Annotated in this window: 38 protein-coding genes; all 38 read right to left on the reverse strand. The window is 42.9% G+C overall.

Going from position 1 to position 23852, the window contains the following annotated elements; translation table 11 throughout:
- Window positions 1-5: 5 nt before the first annotated feature.
- On the reverse strand, window positions 6-803 hold the full coding sequence (locus AC25Y5_RS08410; RefSeq protein WP_482104720.1) for an energy-coupling factor transporter transmembrane component T family protein: 798 nt from the start codon (window positions 801-803) through the stop codon (window positions 6-8).
- Entirely contained in the window at window positions 803-1672 is an 870-nt protein-coding gene (locus AC25Y5_RS08415; protein WP_488139912.1) for an energy-coupling factor ABC transporter ATP-binding protein, read from the reverse strand. Before AC25Y5_RS08415 ends, AC25Y5_RS08410 begins: the two co-directional genes overlap by 1 nt.
- Window positions 1648-2493, reverse strand: a complete 846-nt coding sequence (locus AC25Y5_RS08420; protein ID WP_482101571.1) for an energy-coupling factor ABC transporter ATP-binding protein — start codon at window positions 2491-2493, stop codon at window positions 1648-1650. Before AC25Y5_RS08420 ends, AC25Y5_RS08415 begins: the two co-directional genes overlap by 25 nt.
- A 551-nt stretch (window positions 2494-3044) precedes the next feature.
- Complete coding sequence (gene rplQ, locus AC25Y5_RS08425) at window positions 3045-3425, reverse strand: 50S ribosomal protein L17 (protein ID WP_482101572.1); 381 nt, start codon at window positions 3423-3425, stop codon at window positions 3045-3047.
- Window positions 3426-3457: 32 nt separating this feature from the next.
- Complete coding sequence (locus AC25Y5_RS08430; protein ID WP_482101573.1) at window positions 3458-4402, reverse strand: DNA-directed RNA polymerase subunit alpha; 945 nt, start codon at window positions 4400-4402, stop codon at window positions 3458-3460.
- A 134-nt stretch (window positions 4403-4536) separates the two neighbouring features.
- Window positions 4537-4926: a 30S ribosomal protein S11 gene (rpsK, locus tag AC25Y5_RS08435; RefSeq protein WP_482101574.1), complete on the reverse strand. Its 390-nt coding sequence runs from the start codon at window positions 4924-4926 to the stop codon at window positions 4537-4539.
- A gap of 25 nt (window positions 4927-4951) precedes the next feature.
- Window positions 4952-5317: a 30S ribosomal protein S13 gene (rpsM, locus tag AC25Y5_RS08440; protein ID WP_067204810.1), complete on the reverse strand. Its 366-nt coding sequence runs from the start codon at window positions 5315-5317 to the stop codon at window positions 4952-4954.
- Between the two features lie 24 nt (window positions 5318-5341).
- The gene (gene rpmJ, locus AC25Y5_RS08445; protein ID WP_067204807.1) at window positions 5342-5455 is read right to left on the reverse strand and encodes a 50S ribosomal protein L36; all 114 of its coding nucleotides are present in this window, start codon (window positions 5453-5455) and stop codon (window positions 5342-5344) included.
- 39 nt (window positions 5456-5494) lie between these two features.
- Window positions 5495-5713 carry a translation initiation factor IF-1 gene (gene infA / locus AC25Y5_RS08450; protein WP_067204804.1) on the reverse strand — a complete coding sequence of 73 codons (219 nt, stop codon included), beginning with the start codon at window positions 5711-5713 and terminating at the stop codon, window positions 5495-5497.
- A 422-nt stretch (window positions 5714-6135) separates the two neighbouring features.
- Window positions 6136-6789, reverse strand: a complete 654-nt coding sequence (locus AC25Y5_RS08455; RefSeq protein WP_482104722.1) for an adenylate kinase — start codon at window positions 6787-6789, stop codon at window positions 6136-6138.
- Between the two features lie 55 nt (window positions 6790-6844).
- On the reverse strand, window positions 6845-8137 hold the full coding sequence (gene secY / locus AC25Y5_RS08460; RefSeq protein ID WP_482104723.1) for a preprotein translocase subunit SecY: 1293 nt from the start codon (window positions 8135-8137) through the stop codon (window positions 6845-6847).
- Window positions 8137-8577: a 50S ribosomal protein L15 gene (gene rplO / locus AC25Y5_RS08465; protein WP_482101577.1), complete on the reverse strand. Its 441-nt coding sequence runs from the start codon at window positions 8575-8577 to the stop codon at window positions 8137-8139. The genes secY and rplO overlap by 1 nt, the downstream gene beginning before the upstream one ends.
- Before the next feature lie 34 nt (window positions 8578-8611).
- Window positions 8612-8794, reverse strand: a complete 183-nt coding sequence (gene rpmD, locus AC25Y5_RS08470) for a 50S ribosomal protein L30 (protein ID WP_482101578.1) — start codon at window positions 8792-8794, stop codon at window positions 8612-8614.
- A gap of 13 nt (window positions 8795-8807) precedes the next feature.
- On the reverse strand, window positions 8808-9308 hold the full coding sequence (gene rpsE, locus AC25Y5_RS08475; RefSeq protein WP_482101579.1) for a 30S ribosomal protein S5: 501 nt from the start codon (window positions 9306-9308) through the stop codon (window positions 8808-8810).
- Between the two features lie 22 nt (window positions 9309-9330).
- Window positions 9331-9693: a 50S ribosomal protein L18 gene (rplR, locus tag AC25Y5_RS08480; RefSeq protein WP_482101580.1), complete on the reverse strand. Its 363-nt coding sequence runs from the start codon at window positions 9691-9693 to the stop codon at window positions 9331-9333.
- 33 nt (window positions 9694-9726) lie between these two features.
- Entirely contained in the window at window positions 9727-10266 is a 540-nt protein-coding gene (rplF, locus tag AC25Y5_RS08485) for a 50S ribosomal protein L6 (RefSeq protein ID WP_482101581.1), read from the reverse strand.
- Window positions 10267-10296: 30 nt separating this feature from the next.
- Window positions 10297-10695 carry a 30S ribosomal protein S8 gene (gene rpsH, locus AC25Y5_RS08490; protein WP_149581701.1) on the reverse strand — a complete coding sequence of 133 codons (399 nt, stop codon included), beginning with the start codon at window positions 10693-10695 and terminating at the stop codon, window positions 10297-10299.
- A 30-nt stretch (window positions 10696-10725) separates the two neighbouring features.
- Complete coding sequence (locus tag AC25Y5_RS08495; protein ID WP_482101582.1) at window positions 10726-10911, reverse strand: type Z 30S ribosomal protein S14; 186 nt, start codon at window positions 10909-10911, stop codon at window positions 10726-10728.
- A 19-nt stretch (window positions 10912-10930) separates the two neighbouring features.
- Window positions 10931-11470: a 50S ribosomal protein L5 gene (gene rplE / locus AC25Y5_RS08500; protein WP_482101583.1), complete on the reverse strand. Its 540-nt coding sequence runs from the start codon at window positions 11468-11470 to the stop codon at window positions 10931-10933.
- 26 nt (window positions 11471-11496) lie between these two features.
- Entirely contained in the window at window positions 11497-11808 is a 312-nt protein-coding gene (gene rplX / locus AC25Y5_RS08505) for a 50S ribosomal protein L24 (protein WP_179392967.1), read from the reverse strand.
- A gap of 35 nt (window positions 11809-11843) precedes the next feature.
- Window positions 11844-12212, reverse strand: a complete 369-nt coding sequence (gene rplN / locus AC25Y5_RS08510) for a 50S ribosomal protein L14 (RefSeq protein WP_482101584.1) — start codon at window positions 12210-12212, stop codon at window positions 11844-11846.
- 39 nt (window positions 12213-12251) lie between these two features.
- Complete coding sequence (gene rpsQ, locus AC25Y5_RS08515) at window positions 12252-12518, reverse strand: 30S ribosomal protein S17 (RefSeq protein WP_340792992.1); 267 nt, start codon at window positions 12516-12518, stop codon at window positions 12252-12254.
- Window positions 12519-12535: 17 nt separating this feature from the next.
- Window positions 12536-12736, reverse strand: a complete 201-nt coding sequence (rpmC, locus tag AC25Y5_RS08520; RefSeq protein WP_025783856.1) for a 50S ribosomal protein L29 — start codon at window positions 12734-12736, stop codon at window positions 12536-12538.
- Window positions 12726-13160 carry a 50S ribosomal protein L16 gene (rplP, locus tag AC25Y5_RS08525; RefSeq protein WP_482101585.1) on the reverse strand — a complete coding sequence of 145 codons (435 nt, stop codon included), beginning with the start codon at window positions 13158-13160 and terminating at the stop codon, window positions 12726-12728. Before rplP ends, rpmC begins: the two co-directional genes overlap by 11 nt.
- A gap of 2 nt (window positions 13161-13162) precedes the next feature.
- Entirely contained in the window at window positions 13163-13825 is a 663-nt protein-coding gene (gene rpsC / locus AC25Y5_RS08530; RefSeq protein WP_482101586.1) for a 30S ribosomal protein S3, read from the reverse strand.
- A gap of 3 nt (window positions 13826-13828) precedes the next feature.
- A complete protein-coding gene (gene rplV / locus AC25Y5_RS08535; protein ID WP_067204760.1) occupies window positions 13829-14173 on the reverse strand; it encodes a 50S ribosomal protein L22 in 345 nt (114 codons plus the stop codon).
- Between the two features lie 21 nt (window positions 14174-14194).
- Entirely contained in the window at window positions 14195-14473 is a 279-nt protein-coding gene (gene rpsS / locus AC25Y5_RS08540) for a 30S ribosomal protein S19 (RefSeq protein ID WP_340792988.1), read from the reverse strand.
- A gap of 60 nt (window positions 14474-14533) precedes the next feature.
- Window positions 14534-15364 carry a 50S ribosomal protein L2 gene (gene rplB, locus AC25Y5_RS08545; RefSeq protein WP_488139913.1) on the reverse strand — a complete coding sequence of 277 codons (831 nt, stop codon included), beginning with the start codon at window positions 15362-15364 and terminating at the stop codon, window positions 14534-14536.
- A 46-nt stretch (window positions 15365-15410) separates the two neighbouring features.
- The gene (rplW, locus tag AC25Y5_RS08550) at window positions 15411-15695 is read right to left on the reverse strand and encodes a 50S ribosomal protein L23 (RefSeq protein WP_488139914.1); all 285 of its coding nucleotides are present in this window, start codon (window positions 15693-15695) and stop codon (window positions 15411-15413) included.
- Complete coding sequence (gene rplD, locus AC25Y5_RS08555; RefSeq protein WP_482101588.1) at window positions 15695-16318, reverse strand: 50S ribosomal protein L4; 624 nt, start codon at window positions 16316-16318, stop codon at window positions 15695-15697. The genes rplW and rplD overlap by 1 nt, the downstream gene beginning before the upstream one ends.
- 25 nt (window positions 16319-16343) lie before the next feature.
- Window positions 16344-16973 carry a 50S ribosomal protein L3 gene (rplC, locus tag AC25Y5_RS08560; protein WP_482104724.1) on the reverse strand — a complete coding sequence of 210 codons (630 nt, stop codon included), beginning with the start codon at window positions 16971-16973 and terminating at the stop codon, window positions 16344-16346.
- A gap of 43 nt (window positions 16974-17016) precedes the next feature.
- On the reverse strand, window positions 17017-17325 hold the full coding sequence (rpsJ, locus tag AC25Y5_RS08565; protein ID WP_067204744.1) for a 30S ribosomal protein S10: 309 nt from the start codon (window positions 17323-17325) through the stop codon (window positions 17017-17019).
- Between the two features lie 255 nt (window positions 17326-17580).
- On the reverse strand, window positions 17581-18900 hold the full coding sequence (locus AC25Y5_RS08570) for a Na+/H+ antiporter family protein (RefSeq protein ID WP_488139915.1): 1320 nt from the start codon (window positions 18898-18900) through the stop codon (window positions 17581-17583).
- Between the two features lie 142 nt (window positions 18901-19042).
- Window positions 19043-20230 carry an elongation factor Tu gene (tuf, locus tag AC25Y5_RS08575; protein WP_482104725.1) on the reverse strand — a complete coding sequence of 396 codons (1188 nt, stop codon included), beginning with the start codon at window positions 20228-20230 and terminating at the stop codon, window positions 19043-19045.
- Between the two features lie 131 nt (window positions 20231-20361).
- Window positions 20362-22440, reverse strand: a complete 2079-nt coding sequence (gene fusA / locus AC25Y5_RS08580) for an elongation factor G (RefSeq protein ID WP_482101592.1) — start codon at window positions 22438-22440, stop codon at window positions 20362-20364.
- A 50-nt stretch (window positions 22441-22490) separates the two neighbouring features.
- A complete protein-coding gene (gene rpsG, locus AC25Y5_RS08585) occupies window positions 22491-22961 on the reverse strand; it encodes a 30S ribosomal protein S7 (RefSeq protein WP_067204733.1) in 471 nt (156 codons plus the stop codon).
- 109 nt (window positions 22962-23070) lie between these two features.
- Window positions 23071-23493 (reverse strand): 30S ribosomal protein S12, encoded by a 423-nt coding sequence (gene rpsL / locus AC25Y5_RS08590; protein ID WP_488139916.1) that lies wholly within the window; start codon window positions 23491-23493, stop codon window positions 23071-23073.
- A gap of 100 nt (window positions 23494-23593) precedes the next feature.
- Window positions 23594-23842 carry a ribosomal L7Ae/L30e/S12e/Gadd45 family protein gene (locus tag AC25Y5_RS08595; RefSeq protein ID WP_488139917.1) on the reverse strand — a complete coding sequence of 83 codons (249 nt, stop codon included), beginning with the start codon at window positions 23840-23842 and terminating at the stop codon, window positions 23594-23596.
- Window positions 23843-23852: the final 10 nt, after the last annotated feature.

Consider the following 23852-nt stretch of genomic DNA (forward strand, 5'->3'; position numbering starts at 1 on the left):
GCCCCCTATGCCCTGAGTAGGAAGAGGACGACAATGAGAACGGCGAGTAAGCACATAATGGTTGTATCGCGCCAATGCCACTTCAACAGTCGGTACCTCGTCCTACCTGCGCCTCCACGATAGCCGCGGACTTCCATGGCGACTGCAAGGTCTTCAGCACGCTTAAACGCACTCACGAAGAGAGGAACAAGCAAAGGAATGACCGAACGGATTCGCTGCTTAATGGAGCCGGTGCTAATGTCCGAGCCTCTCGCCAATTGTGCTTTCAATATCTTATCCGTCTCATCCATCAATGTTGGAATGAAACGAAGTGAAATAGACATCATCAGTGCCAACTCATGAACAGGCAATTTAAACCGCTTGAATGGACCCAGTAGATCTTCCATCCCATCCGTTATTGAAATCGGCGATGTTGTCAGCGTCAATATAGACGTGAGTAAAACGAGTACAAGAAAACGAATTGAAATGAAAATCCCTTGTCTTAATCCTTCTTCATAAATTTTAATGAATTTCCAGTCAACGAGTAAGGCTCCCTCTTTCGTGAAAAGAACATGCATGAGAAAGGTGAAAATAATTAGAAATAAAATGGGCTTTAAGCCGTTGAGAAGAAAATAGAGGCGTATTCTTGAACTGAAAATAACTAACACAGTAAACCCTAATAATAAAGCATAAGTCACTGCATTATTTGCAAGGAACACGCCAATGATAAATAGAAAAACAAATGACAGTTTCGAACGTGGATCGAGCTTATGAATAAATGAATTACCCGGGATAAAACGACCGAAGATCATTTTCTCTAGCATTAACGGCCACCTTCTTCCGCAGCGGCAGTCGCAATCGCTTTTGCGAGCTGTTCTTCCGTAAGTGCCAGAGCATTAAACGGACGGCCAATTAACTGTTCAATATCTCGCTGAAATTTTACTGAACGCGGTAAACCGAGTCTGAAGGATGATAGTATCCCTTCATCTTCGAAAACTTTTTGCGGGCTACCCGACAAGACTGAAGTTCCATCATGCATAACGATGATATTATCCGCATAACGTGCAGCATCCTCCATACTATGTGTGACCAGGATTGTCGTGAGATTTTCCTCAGCATGCAGGCGATTAAATAACTCCATGATTTCACGGCGACCACGCGGGTCAAGACCCGCTGTGGGTTCATCCAAAACGAGTACTGATGGTTTAAATGCTAGTACACCGGCAATCGCAACTCTGCGCATCTGGCCACCTGACAAATCAAAAGGAGACTCCTGTGCAACTTCTGCCGGCAAACCCAGCAATTTTATCAATTCATGTGCTCTTCTTCTAGCTTCTTCTTCAGGTACACCAAAATTCATTGGACCGAACATGATATCTTTCTCAACCGTCTCTTCAAAAAGTTGATGTTCAGGGAACTGGAATACAATTCCTACACGACTGCGGACTTCTTTCAAACCTTTTGCCTTCGTGCCTGCAGAAATCGTAGTATCACCTATTTTCACTACACCTTCTGATGGCTTTAGCAAACCATTCAAATGCATAAGTAGAGTCGATTTTCCAGATCCAGTATGCCCAATTATAGCTGAGTAGGAACCCGATGGGATTGTCGCATTAACATTGTGCAAAGCCCTCTTTTCAAAAGGAGTGTCTTTCCCATACAAATACCCTACTTGCTGAAGTGAGATGTCCATAATTCATTCACCAACTCTTCTTCTGTCATATGCTCACCAGTAATCTCCATCCCAAGCTCCCGCAACATTCCCGAAACCCGCAATGCAAATGGCAAGTCAAGACCTATTTCCTCAAGCTCCGCACCTTTGGCAAATATCTGCTCAGGCGTCCCAACTGACAAGACTTTTCCTTTGTTCATGACAATAATGCGGTCTGCAAGAAGCGCTTCTTCTAAGTCGTGTGTAATCGAAATAACAGTAAGACCCGTCTTACGCTTCAATTCTTCAACTAGATGAATGACTTCATTACGTCCTTGCGGATCAAGCATCGACGTTGCTTCATCCATAATTAGAAGTTTCGGATGTAAAGCGAGCGCTCCTGCAATGGCAACGCGTTGTTTCTGTCCGCCTGAGAGATGGTGCGGCTCATGATCTAGGAATTCACTCATATTAACCTGCTTAAGTGCTTCATGAACTCGAGTTACCATTTCATCATAAGGGACACCGTTGTTTTCCAATGCAAATGCAACATCATCTTGGACTGTTGAACCGACAAACTGATTATCTGGATTTTGAAAAACAAAACCCATCTGGGAACGAATCCCCCATAAATTCTCTTCTGTCAGTTTTTCATTGAATAAATTGACATTCCCTTCATCAGGGAACAGTAGTCCAATCATCATTTTGGCAAGTGTCGACTTACCTGAACCGTTATGGCCGACAATTGCTATCCATTCATCGTCATGTACCGTAAATGTCACGCCATCGATTGCTTTTTTCGTCTCCTCATTCTCACTTTGATAAGAATAAGATATATTATCCATCGACAGAATTTCCTTCATCGCCTTCCACCTCCGGCTACATTCACAGTATGTATACTACTAAGGATCCCCTGCAAGTTGACAGGGAATCCCGTTTATCAATTATGCCTCGGCGTAATTGCGTCCAGATTTTGAATCGAGCTTGCTCGATTGATTCCTTTCAAAATCTGTGACATCCGCCGGAGGCTTTATCAGGGAGGAATTGAACTTCATTCCTCCTTGTTCTGCTGAATAAAGATAAAATTTAGACATTTAATTTTGGATAAAAAAAAGCGCGCACCTCATCCGAAGAAATGCGCTCATATCTATGACTGTTCCAGGTGCTCAATCCGGAACCGCGGATGAGGTGCGTAGAGCTAGACCAGACGTTAAAAACGACGATCGTAACACTCAGCTTTTAAAGTTGTCGTATAAATTTTTAAAAAAAGGGTGCTGCTCTGGGTACGCCAGACACACCCTCTGAAGATTTACTTAAGTACTCCTTCGGTGAAATTTCACCAAAGGCTATACTTGAGTTATCATTCGCATTCATCGCTCTACTTCAAGAAGGAGAAGACTACTGCTGAATGTTGTTAAACGAGTTCGATAACAACGACAGGTGCTCCGTCGCCGCGACGAGGTCCCATTTTCATGATACGTGTATATCCACCTTGACGCTCAGCGTAGCGTGGAGCGACATTATCAAAAAGTTTTTGGATTGCGAAGATTTCTGTCTCTTTGCCTTCATCGTCCGTCAATGTAACGAGTTCACGACGGATGAATTGTGCAACTTGTCGACGTGCATGCAAGTCTCCACGTTTTCCAAGCGTAATCATTTTCTCAACAACTGAACGCAATTCTTTCGCACGAGCTTCTGTCGTTTGAATACGTTCGTGGATGATAAGATCTGTAGCTAGGTCGCGAAGCATTGCTTTACGTTGTGAACTTGTACGTCCAAGTTTTCTGTATCCCATAGAAGTTTCCCTCCTTCAATCTATAAATTCGCTCAATCTTCCGTGCGTAACTCCAGGTTAAGCTCGTCCAACTTCGCTTTCACTTCTTCAAGTGATTTACGTCCGAGATTTCGTACTTTCATCATTTCATCCTCTGACTTGGTAGCAAGTTCAAGAACTGTATTGATGCCAGCACGTTTTAGGCAGTTGTATGATCTAACTGAAAGGTCGAGTTCTTCAATCGTCATCTCAAGCACTTTTTCTTTCTGATCTTCCTCTTTTTCCACCATGATTTCAGCAGTTTGTGCTTCATCTGTCATACCGACAAATATATTCAGATGCTCCGTCAAGATTTTCGCCCCGAGTGAAACAGCTTCTTTAGGACCGATGCTGCCATCTGTCCAAACATCAAGTGTTAATTTATCGAAGTTTGCCATTTGACCAACCCGAGTATTTTCCACTTGGAAGTTAACGCGTGAAACAGGAGTATAAATGGAGTCGATTGGAATAACGCCAATTGCGAGATCCTCACGTTTGTTTTGATCAGAACGTGCATAACCACGACCACGTACAGCATACATACGCATGCGCAAGTGTCCGTTTTTACCAAGAGTCGCGATAGGAATCTCAGGATTCAACACTTCTACGTCACTATCATGTGTAATGTCCGCAGCTGTGACGACTCCTTCGCCTTTCACGTCTATCTCAATCACTTTCTCTTCATCTGAATAGATTTTAAGAGCCAGTTTCTTCACGTTCAAAATAATTGTTGCGACGTCTTCGACGACACCTTCAATTGTTGAGAACTCATGAAGCACGCCATCAATCTGAATCGATGTAACAGCAGCCCCTGGCAGTGAGGATAGAAGGATGCGGCGTAGGGAATTCCCTAAAGTATTTCCGTATCCACGCTCAAGTGGTTCGATGATGAACTTACCGAACTTGATGTCTTCGCCGATCATAACTGTTTCAATCTTTGGTTTCTCAATCTCGATCATTCATTTACCCTCCTTCAAAACGTCAAATGTATTGGCCGTTCCATATTGAAATCGATTATCATAGACGGCAAATTGCAATCGCACAATCATTTTTGACAAAAATTGTGTTTCTCAATCATATGGAGTAAAAGCCATTATACACGACGGCGTTTTGGCGGGCGGCATCCGTTATGTGGAACCGGTGTTACGTCTCTAATTGCAGTAACTTCAAGTCCTGCAGCCTGTAGTGAACGAATTGCTGCTTCACGTCCAGCTCCTGGACCTTTAACAGTAACTTCCAACGTTTTCAGACCATGCTCCATTGATGTTTTAGCAGCTGTTTCAGCAGCCATTTGTGCAGCAAATGGAGTTGATTTACGAGACCCTTTGAAGCCTAGTGCACCTGCACTTGACCAAGACAATGCGTTTCCTTGCATATCTGTAATTGTAACGATTGTGTTATTGAATGTTGAACGGATATGTGCAATCCCGGATTCAATATTCTTTTTCACACGACGTTTACGAGTTTGTTGTTTACGTGCCATGTTAAGAAGATACCTCCTTTACCTATTATTTTTTCTTGTTCGCTACTGTCCGTTTTGGACCTTTACGAGTACGTGCGTTGTTTTTCGTGTTTTGTCCACGAACGGGCAAGCCACGACGATGACGGATTCCACGGAAGCTACCGATTTCCATCAAACGTTTGATGTTAAGGGAAGTTTCACGTCGAAGATCACCTTCAACTTTAAGTGTGTCCATTTGTTCACGGATTTTATCGAGCTCAGCGTCTGTAAGATCGCGAACACGCGCGTCTTCAGAGACTCCAGCTGCTGCCAATACTTTCTGAGCAGTTGTTTTTCCGATTCCGAAAATGTAAGTTAATGAAATGACTACGCGCTTATCGCGCGGAACGTCTACACCAGCAATACGTGCCATATATATTGTGCACCTCCTTCAGAATTAGCCTTGTCTTTGTTTATGTTTTGGATTTTCACAGATTACCATTACTCGGCCGCGTCTGCGAATAATTTTACATTTTTCGCACATCGGTTTTACAGATGGTCTTACTTTCATCTTACCCAACCTCCTTCAATATTCCGGAGTTACAAAAGATTATTTGAAACGGTATGTGATACGACCACGTGTTAAATCATAAGGCGAGAGTTCCATTGTCACTTTATCGCCAGGTAGAATACGGATAAAGTGCATACGAATTTTGCCAGATACGTGCGCAAGAATTGTATGGCCGTTTTCCAGCTCTACTTTAAACATTGCGTTTGGCAACGTTTCGAGTACGGTTCCTTCAACTTCAATTACATCATCTTTCGCCATCAACCCAATCTCCCTTCTATATCCAATAAAGGTTCTCACCATCGAGCGGCATCAGTCGCCTTTAAAGCTTCCTTCAACATATGTCCGGATTGCATGAGTGATGTTCAAAAGAGGTCCGTCACATTCCGTTTCCCTTAAGTCAGTCCTCGACTTCTAGTTGTGGAAAATCGCGTCGAATTGGACACGACTGTCCAGAATGCCGTGGATGAGTTCCTAGTTGCTTTATACAGTTCTTTCCACGAAACATATTATACCTACCTGAGTAAGAAAATGCATTTCTAATGTATCAGAACATTAAATTGCTAAAATTCAACCAGTTATTATACCGGGCATCATATGCTTTTGCAGCTCGTTAAACGTTTTTTCGTTCACCAATACTATACTGCCCAATTAATGGCAAAAATATCTCAGTCCGAAAAAGATTACTTTTCGCTATCTTGAAGGATAACGTCCAGATCTTTGAAAACGTCCTTAATATCTTTCTGTCCATCTATGTTCACTAACACCTCTTTGGTATCGTAAAACGCCAAGAGTGGTGCCGTTTGATTCATATTTACTTCCAGACGGTTCGTGACAGTTTCCGGATTGTCATCGGCTCGCTGATAAAGTTCTCCGCCATCCTTATCACATACACCTTCAACCTTTGGAGGATTAAAAAGCAAATGATAGGATGTACCGCAAACTTTACAGATGCGGCGGCCTGTCAGCCTCGCGACAAGTTCTTCTTTCTCGACCTGGATATTGATGACGTGCTCAATTTTCCGACCCATGTCAGCCAAAAGCTGATTAAGTGCTTCAGCCTGAGGTACTGTACGCGGGAAACCGTCGAGCAAGAATCCGTTATCGCAATCGGATTTGCCTAATCTTTCACGAACAATTCCGATTGTCACTTCATCAGGGACAAGTGCTCCCTGATCCATGAACGATTTTGCTTTGACTCCAAGTTCCGTGCCTTCTTGAATAGCTGCACGGAACATATCGCCTGTAGAAATATGAGGGGTTCCGTACTTTTCGACAATTCTGTCTGCCTGTGTGCCTTTACCGGCTCCTGGCAGACCCATTAATACGATATTCATACGTATTGCACTCCCATTCATATTCAAATCACGAAGAGATGAACCTCCGCGAAGATTACTTCATGAACCCTTTATAATGCCTTTTCACAAGTTGTGATTCAAGTTGTTTCATCGTTTCAAGTGCAACCCCGACGACGATGATCAAACTCGTTCCTCCAATTTGCGCAGACTGTGGAAGGTTTGCGAAATTGATGAAGAAAATCGGCATGACTGCCACCGTAGCGAGGAATATCGCGCCAACGAATGTCAGTCTATACAAAGTGCTCGTTAGGTAATTTTGTGTATTTTGTCCTGGACGAATGCCCGGGATATAAGCGCCTTGATTCTTTAGATTATCTGCAATTTTCTCCGGATTCACCTGAATGAATGCGTAGAAGTATGTGAATGCAAGAATCAGTATCAGATAAAAGACCATTCCAACCGGTTTTGTATAATCAAACATAGTTGTAATTGCGGTCGTTACACTGTTAGTTCCAAAGAAGGTCGCAATTGATTGTGGTGTAATGAAAAATGCTGAAGCAAAGATTACCGGGATAACCCCCGCAGCATTAAGTTTCAATGGTAAGTGTGTCTGTTGGCCTGCAGTCGTTTGACTTCGTCCTGTGACACGTTTCGCATATTGAATTGGAATCTTCCGTAATGCTTCCTGGAAGTATATGACCAAGACAGTAATCGCAATGATCAAGAGGAGTAGAAGAGCCATAAGCGCAATTCTAATGAACAATGCATCGCCCGCTCCTTGGATCTGAGTTGCGTAAAGTTGGTTGACTGCATTTGGAATCGCTGCGACGATACCAGCAAAGATGATAATGGAAATACCATTCCCAACACCTTTTGCCGTGATCTGTTCACCGAGCCATAGAAGAAATGCAGTTCCTGCCGTCAATACGATCGCGATGACAACATATGTCGAAACACCTTCGTCTTTTATCAGCGAGCCGCCATACATTCGGTTGAAACCGAAAGACATTGCGATTGCTTGAATAAAGGCTAGGATTATTGTGAAATACCTAGTGAACTGTGCAAGTTTACGTCTTCCAACGTCACCTTGTTTCGCCCATTCGGCAAATTTTGGTACGACATCCATCTGCAACAATTGCACGATAATGGATGCGGTGATGTAAGGCATAATTCCCATTGCAAGAATGGAGAAGTTTGCAAGTGCTCCACCGCCAAATACATTCAGTAAGCCGATAAGGTTATTATCAGTTTGCTGTAAAGCAGTCGCATCAACGTTTGGTACTGGTATAAATGTTCCTAATCTAAAGATGACAAGAACAAGCAATGTGAAGAATATCTTAGACCGTATGTCTTTAACGCGCATAAAATTAGCGATCGTCTGAAACATTAAATCACCTCGGTCTGTCCGCCCGCCTTCTCGATTGCTTCCTTAGCAGAAGCAGAGAATTTGTGAGCTCTGACAGTAATCTTTTTCTCAAGAATTCCGTTACCCAGAATCTTAATACCTGATTTAGCGTTGCTCACGATGCCTGATTCAATTAGTAGTTCAGGCGTTACTTCTGTGCCTTCGTCGAAACGATTAAGTGTGTCAAGGTTTACAATTGCATAATCCTTGCGATTGATGTTCGTAAAACCACGTTTAGGTAGTCTTTGGAAGAATGGAATTTGTCCACCCTCGAATCCAAGACGTACGCCACCGCCCGAACGGGAGTTTTGTCCGCCATGACCTCTACCGGAAGTTTTACCAAAACCAGAACCGATTCCGCGTCCAATACGTTTACGTTTTGTACGAGAACCTTCAGCAGGTTTCATAGTGTGTAATTTCATCTTATTGGCACCTCCTTATTCAAAAAGTCGATAATTATTGTTCAGTGATCGTAACTAGGTGGTCGACTTTGCTAATCATGCCGCGAATTGCAACATTATCCTGATGTTCGACCGTTTGGTGTAATTTGCGAAGTCCAAGTGCTTCGATTGTTTTACGTTGTGCAGGTTTCGCACCGATAGTGCTTTTTGTAAGGGTGATTTCAAGTTTATTCGCCATTGTATTTCCCCCCTTAACTGTACAGTTCTTTCACGGTTTTCCCGCGCAATTTAGCAACATCTTCAGCGCGTTTCAAATTCGTTAATCCTTCGATTGTTGCACGAACCATATTAATAGGTGTGCTTGAACCAAGTGATTTTGAAAGGATATCCGTGATGCCTGCAAGTTCAAGTACCGCACGGACAGGTCCGCCGGCGATAACTCCAGTACCTGGAGCTGCTGGTTTGATGAGGATTTTTCCTGCACCAAAGTGTCCAAGAATTTCGTGCGGAGTTGTTCCTTTGACCATTGGTACAACGATCAAATTCTTCTTCGCATCTTCGATAGCTTTACGGATTGCATCCGGAACTTCTTGTGCTTTACCAGTACCGAAACCGACACGGCCATTTTTATCTCCGACAACGACGAGAGCAGTGAAACGGAAACGACGTCCGCCTTTCACAACTTTCGCTACGCGGTTAATCGTAACTACGCGTTCTTCGAATTCACTTTTATTCTGATCATTACGACGCATGAAATGTGTCCCTCCTTCTTAATTAAAATTCCAGACCGTTTTCACGAGCTGCGTCCGCAAGAGCTTTCACACGGCCGTGGAATAAGTAGCCGCCACGGTCAAATACTACCGCTTTAACGTCTTTTTCTACAGCTTTCTTTGCAATCATCTCGCCGACTTTTACTGCTGCTGCAGTGTCCGCTTTGGATTCAGATTCGAACTCTTTATCCATTGAAGAAGCACTAACAATCGTTACTGCATTTACGTCATCTATCAATTGAGCATAGATATGCTTGTTTGAACGGAATACGTTTAGACGTGGACGTGCTGCAGTCCCGCTAATTTTGTTACGAACCCGTGTATGACGTTTCTTACGAGTAGCGTTTTTATCCTTTTTCGTAATCATCGTGATCACTCCTTCCGGATGCCTTAAGCGGCATTATTTACCTGTTTTACCTTCTTTACGACGGACAACTTCACCTTCGTAGCGAATTCCTTTGCCTTTATATGGCTCTGGTGGACGTACTTTTCTGATGTTTGATGCAAGAGCACCTACGCGTTCTTTATTGATACCGCGGACAGTGATCTTAGTGTTAGCAGGAACTTCAACTTCAATTCCTTCTTCGGGTGTAAATTCAACCGGGTGAGAATAACCAACGTTCAATACAAGTTTAGGACCTTGAAGGGAAGCACGGTAACCTACACCGACTAGTTCAAGTTTACGTTCAAAACCTTGTGAAACGCCAATCACCATATTGTCGAGAAGTGAACGCGTCGTTCCGTGAATAGAACGGTGTTCCTTGGATTCAGAAGGACGGACCAAAGTGATCACATTGTCTTCCTGCTCGATTTTAATATCCGTGTTAAATGTGTTTGTAAGTTCGCCTTTAGGACCTTTAACAGTAACGAAGTTACCTTCTGTGATGGTAACTGTCACGTTTTCAGGTACCTCAATCGGCTTTTTGCCAATACGGGACATTCAATTGCACCTCCATTCAATTGTTACGAATTACCAGACGTAAGCTACTACTTCTCCGCCTACTTGTTTAGCGCGTGCTTCCTTGTCAGTAAGAACGCCATTTGATGTGGAAACGAGGGCGATACCAAGACCATTCAACACTTTTGGAACTTCGCTTGTTTTTGCATAAACACGAAGACCAGGTTTTGAAATACGTTTAAGACCAGTGATGACACGCTCGTTATTTTGACCATATTTAAGGAAAATGCGGATGATACCTTGCTTGTTATCTTCTACATATTCTACATCGCGTACGAAACCTTCACGTTTCAAGATTTCTGCAATTTCTTTTTTCATGTTTGAAGCAGGTACTTCAAGCTTCTCGTGACGAACCATATTGGCGTTACGGATGCGTGTAAGCATATCTGCGATCGGATCACTCATTGTCATTACATTTACCTCCTTCCCAAATTTAGGGGTTTACCAGCTGGCTTTTTTGACGCCAGGAATTTGTCCCTTATACGCTAGTTCGCGGAAACAAATACGGCAAAGCTTGAATTTCCGGTATACAGAATGCGGACGGCCACAACGCTCGCAGCGTGTGTATGCCTGTACTTCGAATTTCGGTGTACGTTTTTGTTTAGCAATCATTGACTTTTTAGCCACGTTTACGCCTCCCTCTTATTTACTTCTGGAACGGCATGCCGAACTGCGTTAATAACTCATGTGCTTCTTCGTCCGAGTTTGCAGTCGTAACGATGACGATATCCATACCGCGTATTTTAGAAACTTTATCATAGTCGATTTCAGGGAAAATTAGTTGCTCTTTAACACCCAGTGTATAGTTACCGCGACCATCGAATGCTTTCTTCGAAACACCACGGAAGTCACGTACTCGGGGTAGAGAAACAGAGATTAGCTTATCTAGGAATTCGTACATACGCTCACCGCGTAATGTAACTTTTGTTCCGATAGGCATACCTTCACGGAGACGGAATCCCGCGATTGATTTCTTCGCTTTTGTGATGACCGGCTTTTGACCGGAAATGATTGTTAGATCTTCCACTGCCGCATCTAGTGCTTTCGTGTTTTGAACAGCGTCACCAACACCCATGTTAATAACGATTTTATCTACTTTAGGGACTTGCATAACTGATGTATATTCAAACTTGCTCATTAGAGCAGGTGTGACTTCGTTTTTAAACTTATCTTTTAAACGGCTCATCTGTTGGACCTCCTTTCATCCGTTACTTATTTGTCCAGTAATTCCCCGGATTTTTTAGCAACACGAACTTTTTTGCCATCTTCGATCTTGTAACCTACGCGAGTTGGCTCGCCTGTTTTAGGATCGATTAACATGACGTTTGATACGTGGATAGCTGCCTCTTGGCTCACAATTCCACCTTGAGGATTCTCCTGGTTAGGTTTCGTATGCTTCTTGACGATGTTAACACCTTCAACAAGTACACGATCCTTTTTAGGGAAAGCCACTAAAATCACACCGGTTTTACCTTTGTCTTTACCAGTGATGACCATAACTTTATCACCTTTTTTAACATTCATTCTGTCGCACCTCCTTGATTGGCACTATCATGTAATTAAAGAACTTCAGGAGCGAGTGAAATGATTTTCATGAAGTTGCTGTCACGAAGTTCGCGAGCAACCGGTCCGAAAATACGTGTTCCACGTGGGCTCTTGTCGTCACGGATAATAACACAAGCATTTTCATCAAATGTAATGTAAGTTCCGTCTTTACGGCGTACTCCGCTTTTCGTGCGGACGATAACAGCCTTGACGACTTCACCTTTTTTAACAACGCCACCTGGTGTTGCTTTTTTTACCGTAACTACAACAACATCACCGATGTTTGCTACTTTACGGCCTGTACCGCCTAATACTTTAATTGTTAAAACTTCACGAGCGCCTGAGTTGTCGGCGACTTTCATACGACTTTCCTGTTGAATCATTGAGGCTACCTCCTCCCGGATTTATATATCCGAACGTTATTAGATGATGACCGCTTTTTCGACTACTTCAAGTAGACGGAATCGTTTTGTTGCCGATAATGGACGAGTTTCCATAATACGAACAACATCACCGATTTTCGCTTCATTCAGCTCATCGTGGGCCTTGAATTTTTTAGAGTACTTAACACGTTTACCGTATTTAGCATGTTTCTTCTGTGTTTCGATCATTACAGTAACTGTTTTATCCATTTTGTCGGATACAACGCGGCCTGTATACACTTTGCGTTGGTTACGCTCCTCAGTCATGGCTGCAACCTCCTTCATCAGTTATTTGCACTGATTTCTCTTTGACGTATTACAGTTTTCATGCGCGCAATCGATTTACGAACTTCTCGGATGCGTGCAGTGTTTTCTAATTGACCTGTCGCGAGTTGGAAGCGAAGGTTGAAAAGCTCTTCTTTCAGTGATTTCACTTTTTGCTCAATCTCTGCAGTTGTCAGATCACGAATTTCATTAGCTTTCATTAGATTCACCACCAATTTCTTCACGTTTTACAAACTTAGTTTTGATAGGAAGTTTGTGAGATGCAAGGCGAAGCGCTTCACGCGCAACTTCTTCCGGTACACCTGCTATTTCGAACATAACTCTACCAGGTTTAACAACTGCTACCCAGCCTTCTACAGCACCTTTACCGGAACCCATCCGGACTTCAAGAGGCTTCTTCGTATATGGTTTGTGCGGGAAAATGTTGATCCAAACTTTACCGCCACGTTTCATGTAACGTGTCATAGAAATACGTGCTGCTTCGATTTGACGGCTTGTAATCCATGCCGCATCAACCGCTTGTAGACCGTATTCACCGAATTGAACTGTTGCTCCGCCTTTTGTAGTACCGCGCATTTTACCACGGAATACACGACGATATTTAACTCGTTTAGGCATTAACATAATTAGTTGCCTCCTTCCTCAGAGATCTTCTGTTTCTTCACTGGAAGGACTTCTCCACGGTAAATCCATACTTTAACGCCAAGCTTACCAAATGTAGTATCTGCTTCAGCATGTGCATAATCAATATCTGCACGTAATGTATGGAGAGGGACAGTACCTTCACTGTAATGTTCCGAACGAGCTATGTCAGCCCCGCCAAGACGACCAGAAACCTGTGTTTTAATTCCTTTAGCACCAGAACGAATCGTACGTTGAATCGCTTGTTTTTGTGCACGGCGGTATGATACGCGAGTTTCTAGTTGACGAGCAATTGACTCTGCAACTAATTTAGCATCAAGATCTGCACGTTTAATTTCAATGATGTTGATGTGAACGCGTTTACCAGTTATTTCGTTCAGTTGTTTACGAAGTGCTTCAACCTCAGTACCACCTTTACCAATAACCATACCTGGTTTAGCAGTGTGAATGCTGATGTTAACACGCTTTGCAGCACGCTCAATTTCTACTTTAGAAACAGACGCTTCTATAAGACGCTTTTCAATGTATTCACGGATTTTTAAATCTTCGTGTAAGAGAGTCGCATAGTCTTTTTCTGCGTACCATTTAGACTCCCAGTCACGGATGATACCGACCCGTAAACCGTTAGGATGTACTTTTTGACCCACGAATTATCCCTCCTTCTTTTCAGATACCACTAAAGTAATGTGGCTCGTACGCTTGTTAATCGCACTTGCGCGTCCTTGTGCGCGTGGTCGGAAACGTTTCATAGTCGGACCTTCATCAACGAATACTTCGCTAATGAATAGGTTTTCGACGTCCATTTCGTAGTTATGTTCAGCATTTGCAATCGCTGATTTCAAAACTTTTTCTACAACCGGAGATGCCGCTTTCGGCGTCAGGCGTAGAATTGCGATAGCTTCACCGACTTTTTTGCCCCGGATAAGATCAACGACCAAACGGACTTTGCGAGAAGCAATACGGACTGTGCGGGCAGTAGCTTTTGCTTGTTGCATCAGAAATAACCTCCTCTCAAATTAACGTCTTGTTTTCTTATCGTCAGCGCCATGACCTCTGTATGTGCGCGTTGGTGCAAATTCACCCAGTTTATGACCTACCATATCTTCAGTAACATAAACAGGAACATGTTTACGTCCGTCGTATACAGCAATTGTCATTCCGATGAATGTCGGGAAGATAGTTGAACGGCGTGACCAAGTTTTGATAACCTGTTTTTTCTCGGAATCCTTTTGTGCTTCAACCTTCTTCATTAGATGATCGTCTACAAATGGTCCTTTTTTCAAGCTGCGGCCCATGTCGGAACCTCCCTCCGTGTCTGTACTACGGTCCATTCGTTGAACCGCAGTGCATTCAAATTATTTCTTACGACGACGAACGATAAGTTTGTCGGATTTGTTGTTTTTCTTACGTGTTTTATATCCAAGTGTCGGTTTACCCCAAGGAGTAACCGGCGATTTCATACCAATACCAGTTTTACCTTCACCACCACCGTGTGGGTGATCGTTAGGGTTCATGACAGAACCACGAACTGTAGGGCGTTTACCCATCCAACGTGAACGTCCTGCTTTACCGATGTTGATAAGCTCGTGTTGCTCATTACCGACTTGACCAATTGTCGCGCGGCATGTTGCAAGAATCATGCGAACTTCTCCAGATTGAAGACGTACAATAACATACTTTTCTTCACGGCCTAATAGTTGTGCAGATGTTCCTGCAGAACGTACTAGTTGTCCACCTTTACCTGGTTTCATTTCGATGTTGTGAATTGTAGTACCCATTGGAATGTTTTCAAGTGGAAGTGCGTTACCCACTTTGATATCTGATTCCGGGCCTGACATAATTGTTGCTCCAACTACTAAACCTTTTGGAGCGAGAATGTAGCGTTTCTCTCCATCTGCGTAATTGATTAGAGCGATGTTAGCTGAACGGTTTGGATCGTATTCGATCGTAGCAACGCGTCCTGGTATGCCATCTTTCCGACGTTGGAAATCGATGACACGGTATTGGCGCTTGTGGCCTCCACCTTGGTGACGAACAGTAGTCCTACCAGTGTTGTTACGGCCGCCTTTCCGCTTAAGCGGTGCAAGCAATGATTTTTCCGGTTTGTCAGCAGTAATCTCAGCAAAGTCGGATGTAGTCATGTTACGGCGTCCGTTGGAGGTAGGTTTGTATTTCTTAATCGCCATTTGTGTTCCCTCCTTCGTATAATTGGATATCTATTAGTGTTTCAAATTACATTTCGAAAAGTTCAATGTCTTTTGAGTCAGCAGTTAGTGTAACAATCGCTTTGCGGCGTCTGTTCGTATAACCAGAATGCTTACCCATACGCTTAAGTTTACCTTTGTAATTCTGTACGTTCACTTTATCAACTTGAACACCGAAGATTTCTTCGATAGCTTGCTTAATATGTGTTTTATTAGCGCGCGTGTCAACTTCGAAAGTGTACTTTTTGAATTCCATTTGTTCAGAAGTACGCTCGGTAATGACCGGACGTTTTAGAATATCACGTGCTTCCATTAACCAAGCACCTCCTCTATTTTTTGCACCGCTGCTTTTGTCATAACAAGTTTGTCGTGACCAATAAGGTCAAGTACATTGATACCTGTAGCTGTTACTACACTGATTCCAGGGATGTTACGTGCGGACAATGCCACAGTTTCATCTAGGTCTGCAGTTACAATCAATGCTTTTCTGTCAATCGAAAGATCAGCAAGTACTTTGATGAATTCTTTTGTTTTTGGTGCTTCGAATGTTAGTCCTTCAAGAATGATTACTTCTTCGTCGCGAACTTTCGTAGAAAGTGCTGAAAGAAGAGCCAACCTGCGGACTTTCTTCGGTAATTTGTAGCTGTAGCTTCTTGGAGTTGGACCGAATACGATACCGCCTCCACGCCATTGTGGTGATCGAATCGAACCTTGACGGGCACGACCTGTACCTTTTTGGCGCCATGGCTTACGTCCACCACCAGCTACTTGTCCGCGGCTTTTCACTTTATGGTTACCTTGACGCAATGAAGCACGTTGGCTAACTAATGCTTCGAATAAAACAGATTCATTCGGCTCGATGCCAAAGATTGCTTCATTTAGCTCGATGTCTCCGACAGAAGTTCCTGCCTGATTTAATACGGTTACTTTAGGCATTCCTGTTTCCTCCTTCCTTTAGTAGTTAGTTCCCTTTGATTGCGCTGCGCACTTGTAGAAGTGATTTGCGTGCTCCAGGAACGTTACCTTTAACTAGTAACAAGTTACGTTCAGTGTCAACCCGTACAATTTCAAGGTTTTGAACTGTTACTGTTTTACCGCCCATACGGCCCGGCATTTTTTTACCTTTGAATACACGTTGTGCATCTACAGATCCAATCGAACCTGGTGCGCGGTGATGACGTGATCCGTGAGTCATAGGTCCGCGTGAATATCCGTGACGCTTGATAACACCTTGGAACCCTTTACCTTTTGATGTGCCTGTAATATCAACGATATCGCCTTCAGCGAAAGTATCGACTTTGACTTCTTGACCAATTTCGTAGCCACTAACGTCTAATTCGCGGAATTCACGAATGAAGCGCTTAGGTGCAGTATCAGCTTTTGCAACGTGCCCTTTTTCAGGTTTGTTAGCAAGCTTTTCGCGTTTATCTTCAAATCCGATTTGGATTGATTCGTAGCCGTCCGTTTCTTTTGTCTTCTTTTGAAGAACAACGTTTTGTCCAGCTTCAATCACAGTTACCGGGATAAGATCTCCGTTTTCAGCAAAAATTTGCGTCATACCGAGTTTTCTTCCCAAGATTCCTTTGGTCATTTAGTCCACCTCCTGAATTAATGTGTGTTTTATTTAGTATCGATTAAAGTTTAATTTCAATGTCTACGCCTGATGGTAAATCGAGTTTCATTAAAGCATCGACAGTTTGTGGTGTCGGATTAACGATATCGATAAGACGTTTATGAGTACGCATTTCGAACTGTTCGCGCGAATCTTTGTATTTATGTACCGCACGAAGAATCGTGTAGACAGTTCTTTCAGTCGGTAGTGGAATCGGACCCGATACACTAGCACCCGAACGTTTTGCTGTTTCTACGATCTTTTCAGCCGATTGATCAAGAATTCTATGATCATATGCTTTTAAACGAATACGAATCTTTTGTTTTGCCATTATTTTCCCTCCCTTGCGCCTATTTTGTTATAGACATTCTCCGCGAAAATTTCCCACACACATGCCATGGCAAAGCGGCCTGGTGTGTCGGCAACCTCTCGCTTCATCGCAGTCAAAGACCAACATTCAATATTATACACAAAGAAAAAGAATCTCGCAAGTGTTTTGGCGGAATTCTTTTTCTCAACTTTATTATTATAATTCTTTCTCTCCATTTTTGCAACACAGAGCTTAATAGTCCGAAAAATTTATTTATCAGTTTAGATACATTACTGTTATCCATCCGAACACCAACAACGGAATGTTGTAATGAATGAACGTTGGTACGCATGTGTCCCATATATGATTATGCTGACCATCCACGTCAAGTCCAGCAGTTGGTCCAAGTGTAGAGTCAGATGCAGGCGACCCTGCGTCTCCCAGGGCCGCTGCAGTTCCTATGAGTGCGATGATTGATAACGTACTGAAACCGAAGGCCATACTAAGCGGTACAAAGATTGAAGTGATAATTGGAATCGTAGCAAATGATGATCCTATGCCCATTGTGACAATCAAACCGACCATAAGCATTACAAAAGCAGCGATTCCTTTACTGTCTCCAAGAACGGTACTTGCATATTCCACAAGCGTAACAATATGGCCTGTCTCCTGAAGCACAGCAGCAAATCCATTCGCCGAAATCATAACGAAGCCGACAAATGCCATCATGCGCATTCCTTCATTGATAAGACCATCAGCATCTTTCCATTTTAGTGCTCCTGTAATATATAGAATTGTGATACCGGTTACGGCACCTGCAATCATCGAATCTGTTGGTATTTGTACTGCAAGGGTACCGATAAGCGCTACCACTGTAAAGACGATATTGCGTTTCTTCACAATAACTACCTCTTCGGCAAATTCAATTCGCTTATCCGCATACTCTCTTGGTTTGCGATAAGAGAAGAAGATCGCAATCAGTAGTCCAACCACCAGGCCCAGAACAGGAAATGCCATCGCTTTCGGGATATCTGCCATGTTGATTGCTAGTCCAGATGCTTCCATTTGAATAGCGAGAATCTCGTGGAAGATGAATCCATAGCCATATGGCAGTAGGATATATGGAGCCGTTAATCCAAATGTCAGAACGGAAGCAATTAAACGACGATCCACTTTCAACAAATTTAAAATATGTAGAACTGGCGGTACTATTAACGGTATGAATGCAATATGAATAGGTATAAGATTTTGTGAGAACAAAGCCATCGTTAGAAGAACTAATATAATTAGAACTTTTCCGAGACCCGTTCGGTCCGCTTCCCCATCTCTCTTTACAATTCGTAGCATTGCAGCTACCAGTAGCTGTGGAATACCAGTTTTAGAGATGGCAACAGCAAATCCGCCCAATAGTGCGTAACTTAGGGCAATGGTTGCACCGGCTCCTAGCCCACCCGTAAATGAAGTAATCGTCTCATTTAATGACAAACCACCTACAAATCCGCCAATAATTGCTCCTGCAACAAGAGCCAACACGACGTTAACCCGCAGTAAACTTAATATGAGCATTATTCCTACAGCAATTAGTACAGCGTTCATGTATTTTCCTCCCGAATGTTTCTTTAGTCAGTTAAAGCGTTGAAGTGACTTCATTAAGATAACAAAGGGTGTTTCATCTGTCAATGGAAATTCAAGGACAAAAAAATCCCGCCACAATGGGCGGGATTTAAAAGGTAACGAATTATTTAATGATTGTTGCTACAACGCCAGCGCCTACAGTACGTCCACCCTCACGGATAGAGAATTTAGTACCTTCTTCAAGAGCGATTGGAGCAATCAAATCGATTGTCATTTCAACGTTATCGCCAGGCATAACCATTTCTACGCCTTCTGGAAGCTCGATAACACCAGTCACGTCAGTTGTACGGAAGTAGAACTGTGGACGGTAGTTTGAGAAGAATGGAGTATGACGTCCACCCTCTTCTTTTGAAAGAACATAAACTTCAGATGTAAATTTAGTGTGTGGAATGATAGTACCTGGTTTAGCAAGTACTTGCCCACGTTGGATATCGTCACGTGATACACCACGAAGTAGTGCACCGATGTTGTCGCCAGCTTCTGCATAGTCAAGAAGTTTACGGAACATTTCTACACCTGTTACAGTAGTAGCTTTTGGTTCTTCAACGATACCGATGATATCAACAACATCACCGATTTTAACTACTCCACGCTCAACGCGACCAGTAGCAACAGTTCCACGTCCTGTGATTGAGAATACGTCCTCAACAGGCATCATGAATGGTTTTTCAGTATCACGTGGTGGTGTAGGGATATATTCATCAACAGCATTCATAAGCTCCATGATTTTATCTTCCCAAGCTTCTTCACCTTCAAGTGCTTTAAGAGCAGATCCTTTGATGACAGGAATGTCATCGCCAGGGAAATCGTATTCAGAAAGAAGGTCACGAATTTCCATTTCTACTAATTCAAGAAGTTCTTCGTCATCAACCATGTCACATTTGTTCATGAAGACAACTAGGTAAGGAACACCTACTTGACGTGAAAGAAGAATGTGCTCACGTGTTTGTGGCATAGGGCCGTCAGCTGCAGAAACAACTAGGATACCGCCGTCCATTTGAGCTGCACCAGTGATCATGTTTTTAACGTAATCCGCGTGACCTGGGCAGTCAACGTGTGCGTAGTGACGTGTTGCAGTTTCATATTCAACGTGTGAAGTATTGATTGTGATTCCGCGTTCTTTTTCTTCAGGTGCGTTGTCAACGTCAGCATATGATGCTGCAGTTCCACCTAATTTTTTTGCAAGAACTGTTGCAATTGCTGCAGTTAGTGTTGTTTTACCATGGTCGACGTGACCAATTGTACCTACGTTAGCATGCTGCTTGGAACGGTCGAATTTTTCTTTTCCCATTATGGAAATCCTCCTCGAAATATAAAAGTTATTTTTGTTTTTATATATAGTTATAGGTGTTAAAGGGGGGCCCCCCTTTAACTGCCCATATCTACTACTTACATTTTAATTAGAAACAAATTAGAATGCTATTATTCGCCTTTGTTTTTCTTGACAATTTCTTCTGCAACTGATTTCGGCACTTCTTCATAGTGATCAAATGCCATTGAGAAGTTTCCGCGTCCTTGTGTGTTAGAACGTAGAGATGTTGCGTAACCAAACATATTAGCTAGTGGAACCATTGCACGAACTACTTGTGAATTACCACGAGCGTCCATTCCTTCTACACGGCCACGGCGTGATGTAACATCACCCATGATATCGCCCATGTATTCTTCAGGAATTTGAACTTCTACTTTCATCATCGGTTCAAGTAGAACTGGGTTAACTTTTGATACAGCGTTTTTAAGTGCCATAGAAGCAGCAATTTTAAACGCCATTTCATTGGAGTCGACATCATGATAAGAACCGTCGAATAGACGAGCTTTAATGTCAATCAAAGGATAACCAGCAATTACACCATTATCTAGTGAATCACGGATACCTGCTTCAACTGCAGGGATATATTCACGTGGAACTGATCCCCCAACGATGTTGTTAATGAATTCAAATCCTTTTCCTTCTTCGTTAGGAGAGAATTCGATCCAAACGTGACCAAACTGTCCACGTCCACCGGATTGACGCACGAACTTACCTTCAACTTCCGCCGAAGAACGGAATGTTTCACGATAAGATACTTGCGGTGCTCCGACGTTAGCTTCAACGTTGAATTCACGACGCATACGGTCTACAAGAACGTCAAGATGCAATTCACCCATACCAGCGATGATTACTTCTCCTGTTTCTTGGTCTGTATGTGCGCGGAATGTAGGGTCTTCCTCTTGAAGCTTAGCAAGAGCCATACCCATTTTATCTTGGTCGGCTTTCGTTTTCGGTTCAACAGAAAGTGAAATTACTGGTTCTGGGAAGTCCATTGACTCAAGAATTACAGGCGCGCTAGCATCACATAGTGTGTCACCAGTTCCTGTATCTTTAAGTCCAACTGCAGCAGCAATTTCCCCTGAATGTACTTCAGAGATTTCTTCACGTGAGTTAGCATGCATTTGTAGAATACGTCCTACGCGTTCACGCTTACCTTTTGAAGCATTCTGTACGTATGATCCTGATTGAAGAACACCGGAATACACACGGAAGAATGTTAGTTTACCTACATAAGGATCCGTCATAACTTTGAAAGCTAATGCCGAGAAGGGCTCTGAATCGTCTGAGTGACGCTCAACTTCTTCATCAGTTTCAGGATTTGTTCCTTTCATAGGCGGGATGTCAAGTGGAGATGGAAGATAGTCGATAACAGCATCAAGAACAAGTTGTACACCTTTGTTTTTGAAAGCAGTCCCACATACAACCGGATAGAATTCAACAGCTAATGTCGCATTACGAATCGCTTTTTTGATTTCATCGTTTGTAATTTCTTCTTCATCCAAGAATTTATTCATAAGTGCTTCATCGAATTCAGCAACCGCTTCAATTAGTTTTTCACGGTATTCTGCAGCTTGCTCACGATATTCTTCTGGAATTTCTCTAACTTCAGCGTTTAGGCCTGTATCATCTTCGTAGAAAACTGCGTTCATTTCAACTAAATCGATAATTGCAGCGAAAGTATCTTCCGCACCAATCGGCAATTGAATTGGATGTGCGTTTGCTCCAAGACGGTCTACAAGAGTACCTACTGAATAAAGGAAATCAGCACCTGTTTTGTCCATTTTGTTAACGAAAACTAGACGTGGAACGCCGTAGTTTGTTGCTTGACGCCAAACTGTTTCTGTTTGTGGTTCAACACCCGATTGAGCGTCAAGCACTGTTACAGCTCCATCAAGAACACGAAGTGAACGTTCAACTTCAACAGTGAAGTCTACGTGACCCGGAGTATCAATGATGTTTACGCGGTGGTTTTTCCATTCAGCCGTTGTAGCAGCTGAAGTGATTGTGATTCCGCGTTCTTGCTCCTGCTCCATCCAGTCCATTTGAGATGCACCTTCGTGCGTTTCCCCGATTTTGTGGATTTTACCAGTGTAATAAAGTATCCGTTCAGTTGTCGTTGTTTTACCAGCGTCAATGTGAGCCATGATACCAATGTTACGTGTATTCTCTAAGGAGAATTTTCTAGCCATTATATGATCTCCTTCCGTCTCGGATTAGAGTAGTTATGAATCGCTTGAGCTTACCAGCGATAGTGAGCGAATGCTTTGTTAGCATCAGCCATTTTGTGCATTTCTTCACGGCGTTTCACAGAAGCACCAGTGTTGTTGGAAGCATCAAGGATTTCATTCGCAAGACGTTCTTCCATTGTTTTTTCTCCGCGTGTGCGTGAGTAGTTAACAAGGTAACGAAGTCCAAGAGTTGTACGGCGATCAGGACGTACTTCAACTGGTACTTGATAGTTTGCTCCACCTACACGGCGTGCTTTAACTTCAAGAACTGGCATTACATTAGTAAGTGCCGCTTCGAATACTTCAAGTGGATCTTTTCCAGAACGTTCTTTCACTAGCTCGAACGCACCATAGAGGATTTTTTGAGATGTACCTTTTTTACCGTCAACCATCATTTTATTAATAAGACGTGAAACGAGCTTCGAATTGTAAATCGGATCCGGAAGTACGTCACGTTTTGCAACAGGGCCTTTACGTGGCATGTTGTATTCCTCCTTTCAAGTTTTTAAGCGTTTGCCGCTTAAATAACCATCAATCATCATTTTTTAAGCGGGTTTTACTTAACTATCATTTTGAATTTATGTTGTGTAATTAGTTTTTCTTAGCTTTTGGTCTTTTAGCTCCGTACTTAGAACGGCTTTGTAGACGTCCAGTTACACCAGCTGTATCAAGTGCTCCACGAACGATGTGGTAACGAACACCTGGTAAATCTTTTACGCGTCCTCCGCGAAGAAGAACAACACTATGCTCTTGAAGGTTGTGACCTTCACCGCCGATGTATGCGTTGACTTCCAATTGGTTTGTCAAGCGTACACGTGCATATTTACGAAGAGCCGAGTTTGGCTTTTTCGGTGTCATTGTACCAACACGCGTACAAACACCTCTTTTTTGTGGTGAGTTTACGTTTGTTGTAGCTTTTTTGAAGCTGTTGTAGCTTTTTCCAAGTGCTGGAGATTTAGATCCTGCCACTTTTGTCTTACGTGGTTTACGGACCAATTGATTAATTGTTGGCATCGATTTTTCCTCCTTCCGAACTTCTTTTGTAAGACCACACATCCAGGTGGTTCATTTTTGGGTAAAAACAAAGTCCTTGTGCTAGTCTGCACAAAAACTATTAATCAGTAATCGCAACCACAGCTGCACCGACTTGAATGCCACATGCATTTCCGAGTTTATCCCTCGAATCAACATACGTTACTTGAACGTTATGAAGTTCGGCCTCCTCCATCACTGGAGCAATAATCCGTTCTTCTGCATCCTGCGCAATAATAACTTCTATCACTATCCCTGCACGGATTGCTTTCACTGCCTGCTTTGTACCGATGATCGTCTTCTTTGCCTGCTCAACTTTTTCATAAGACATTTCCATATCC

This window comes from Sporosarcina sp. Y1011 (assembly GCF_057669885.1).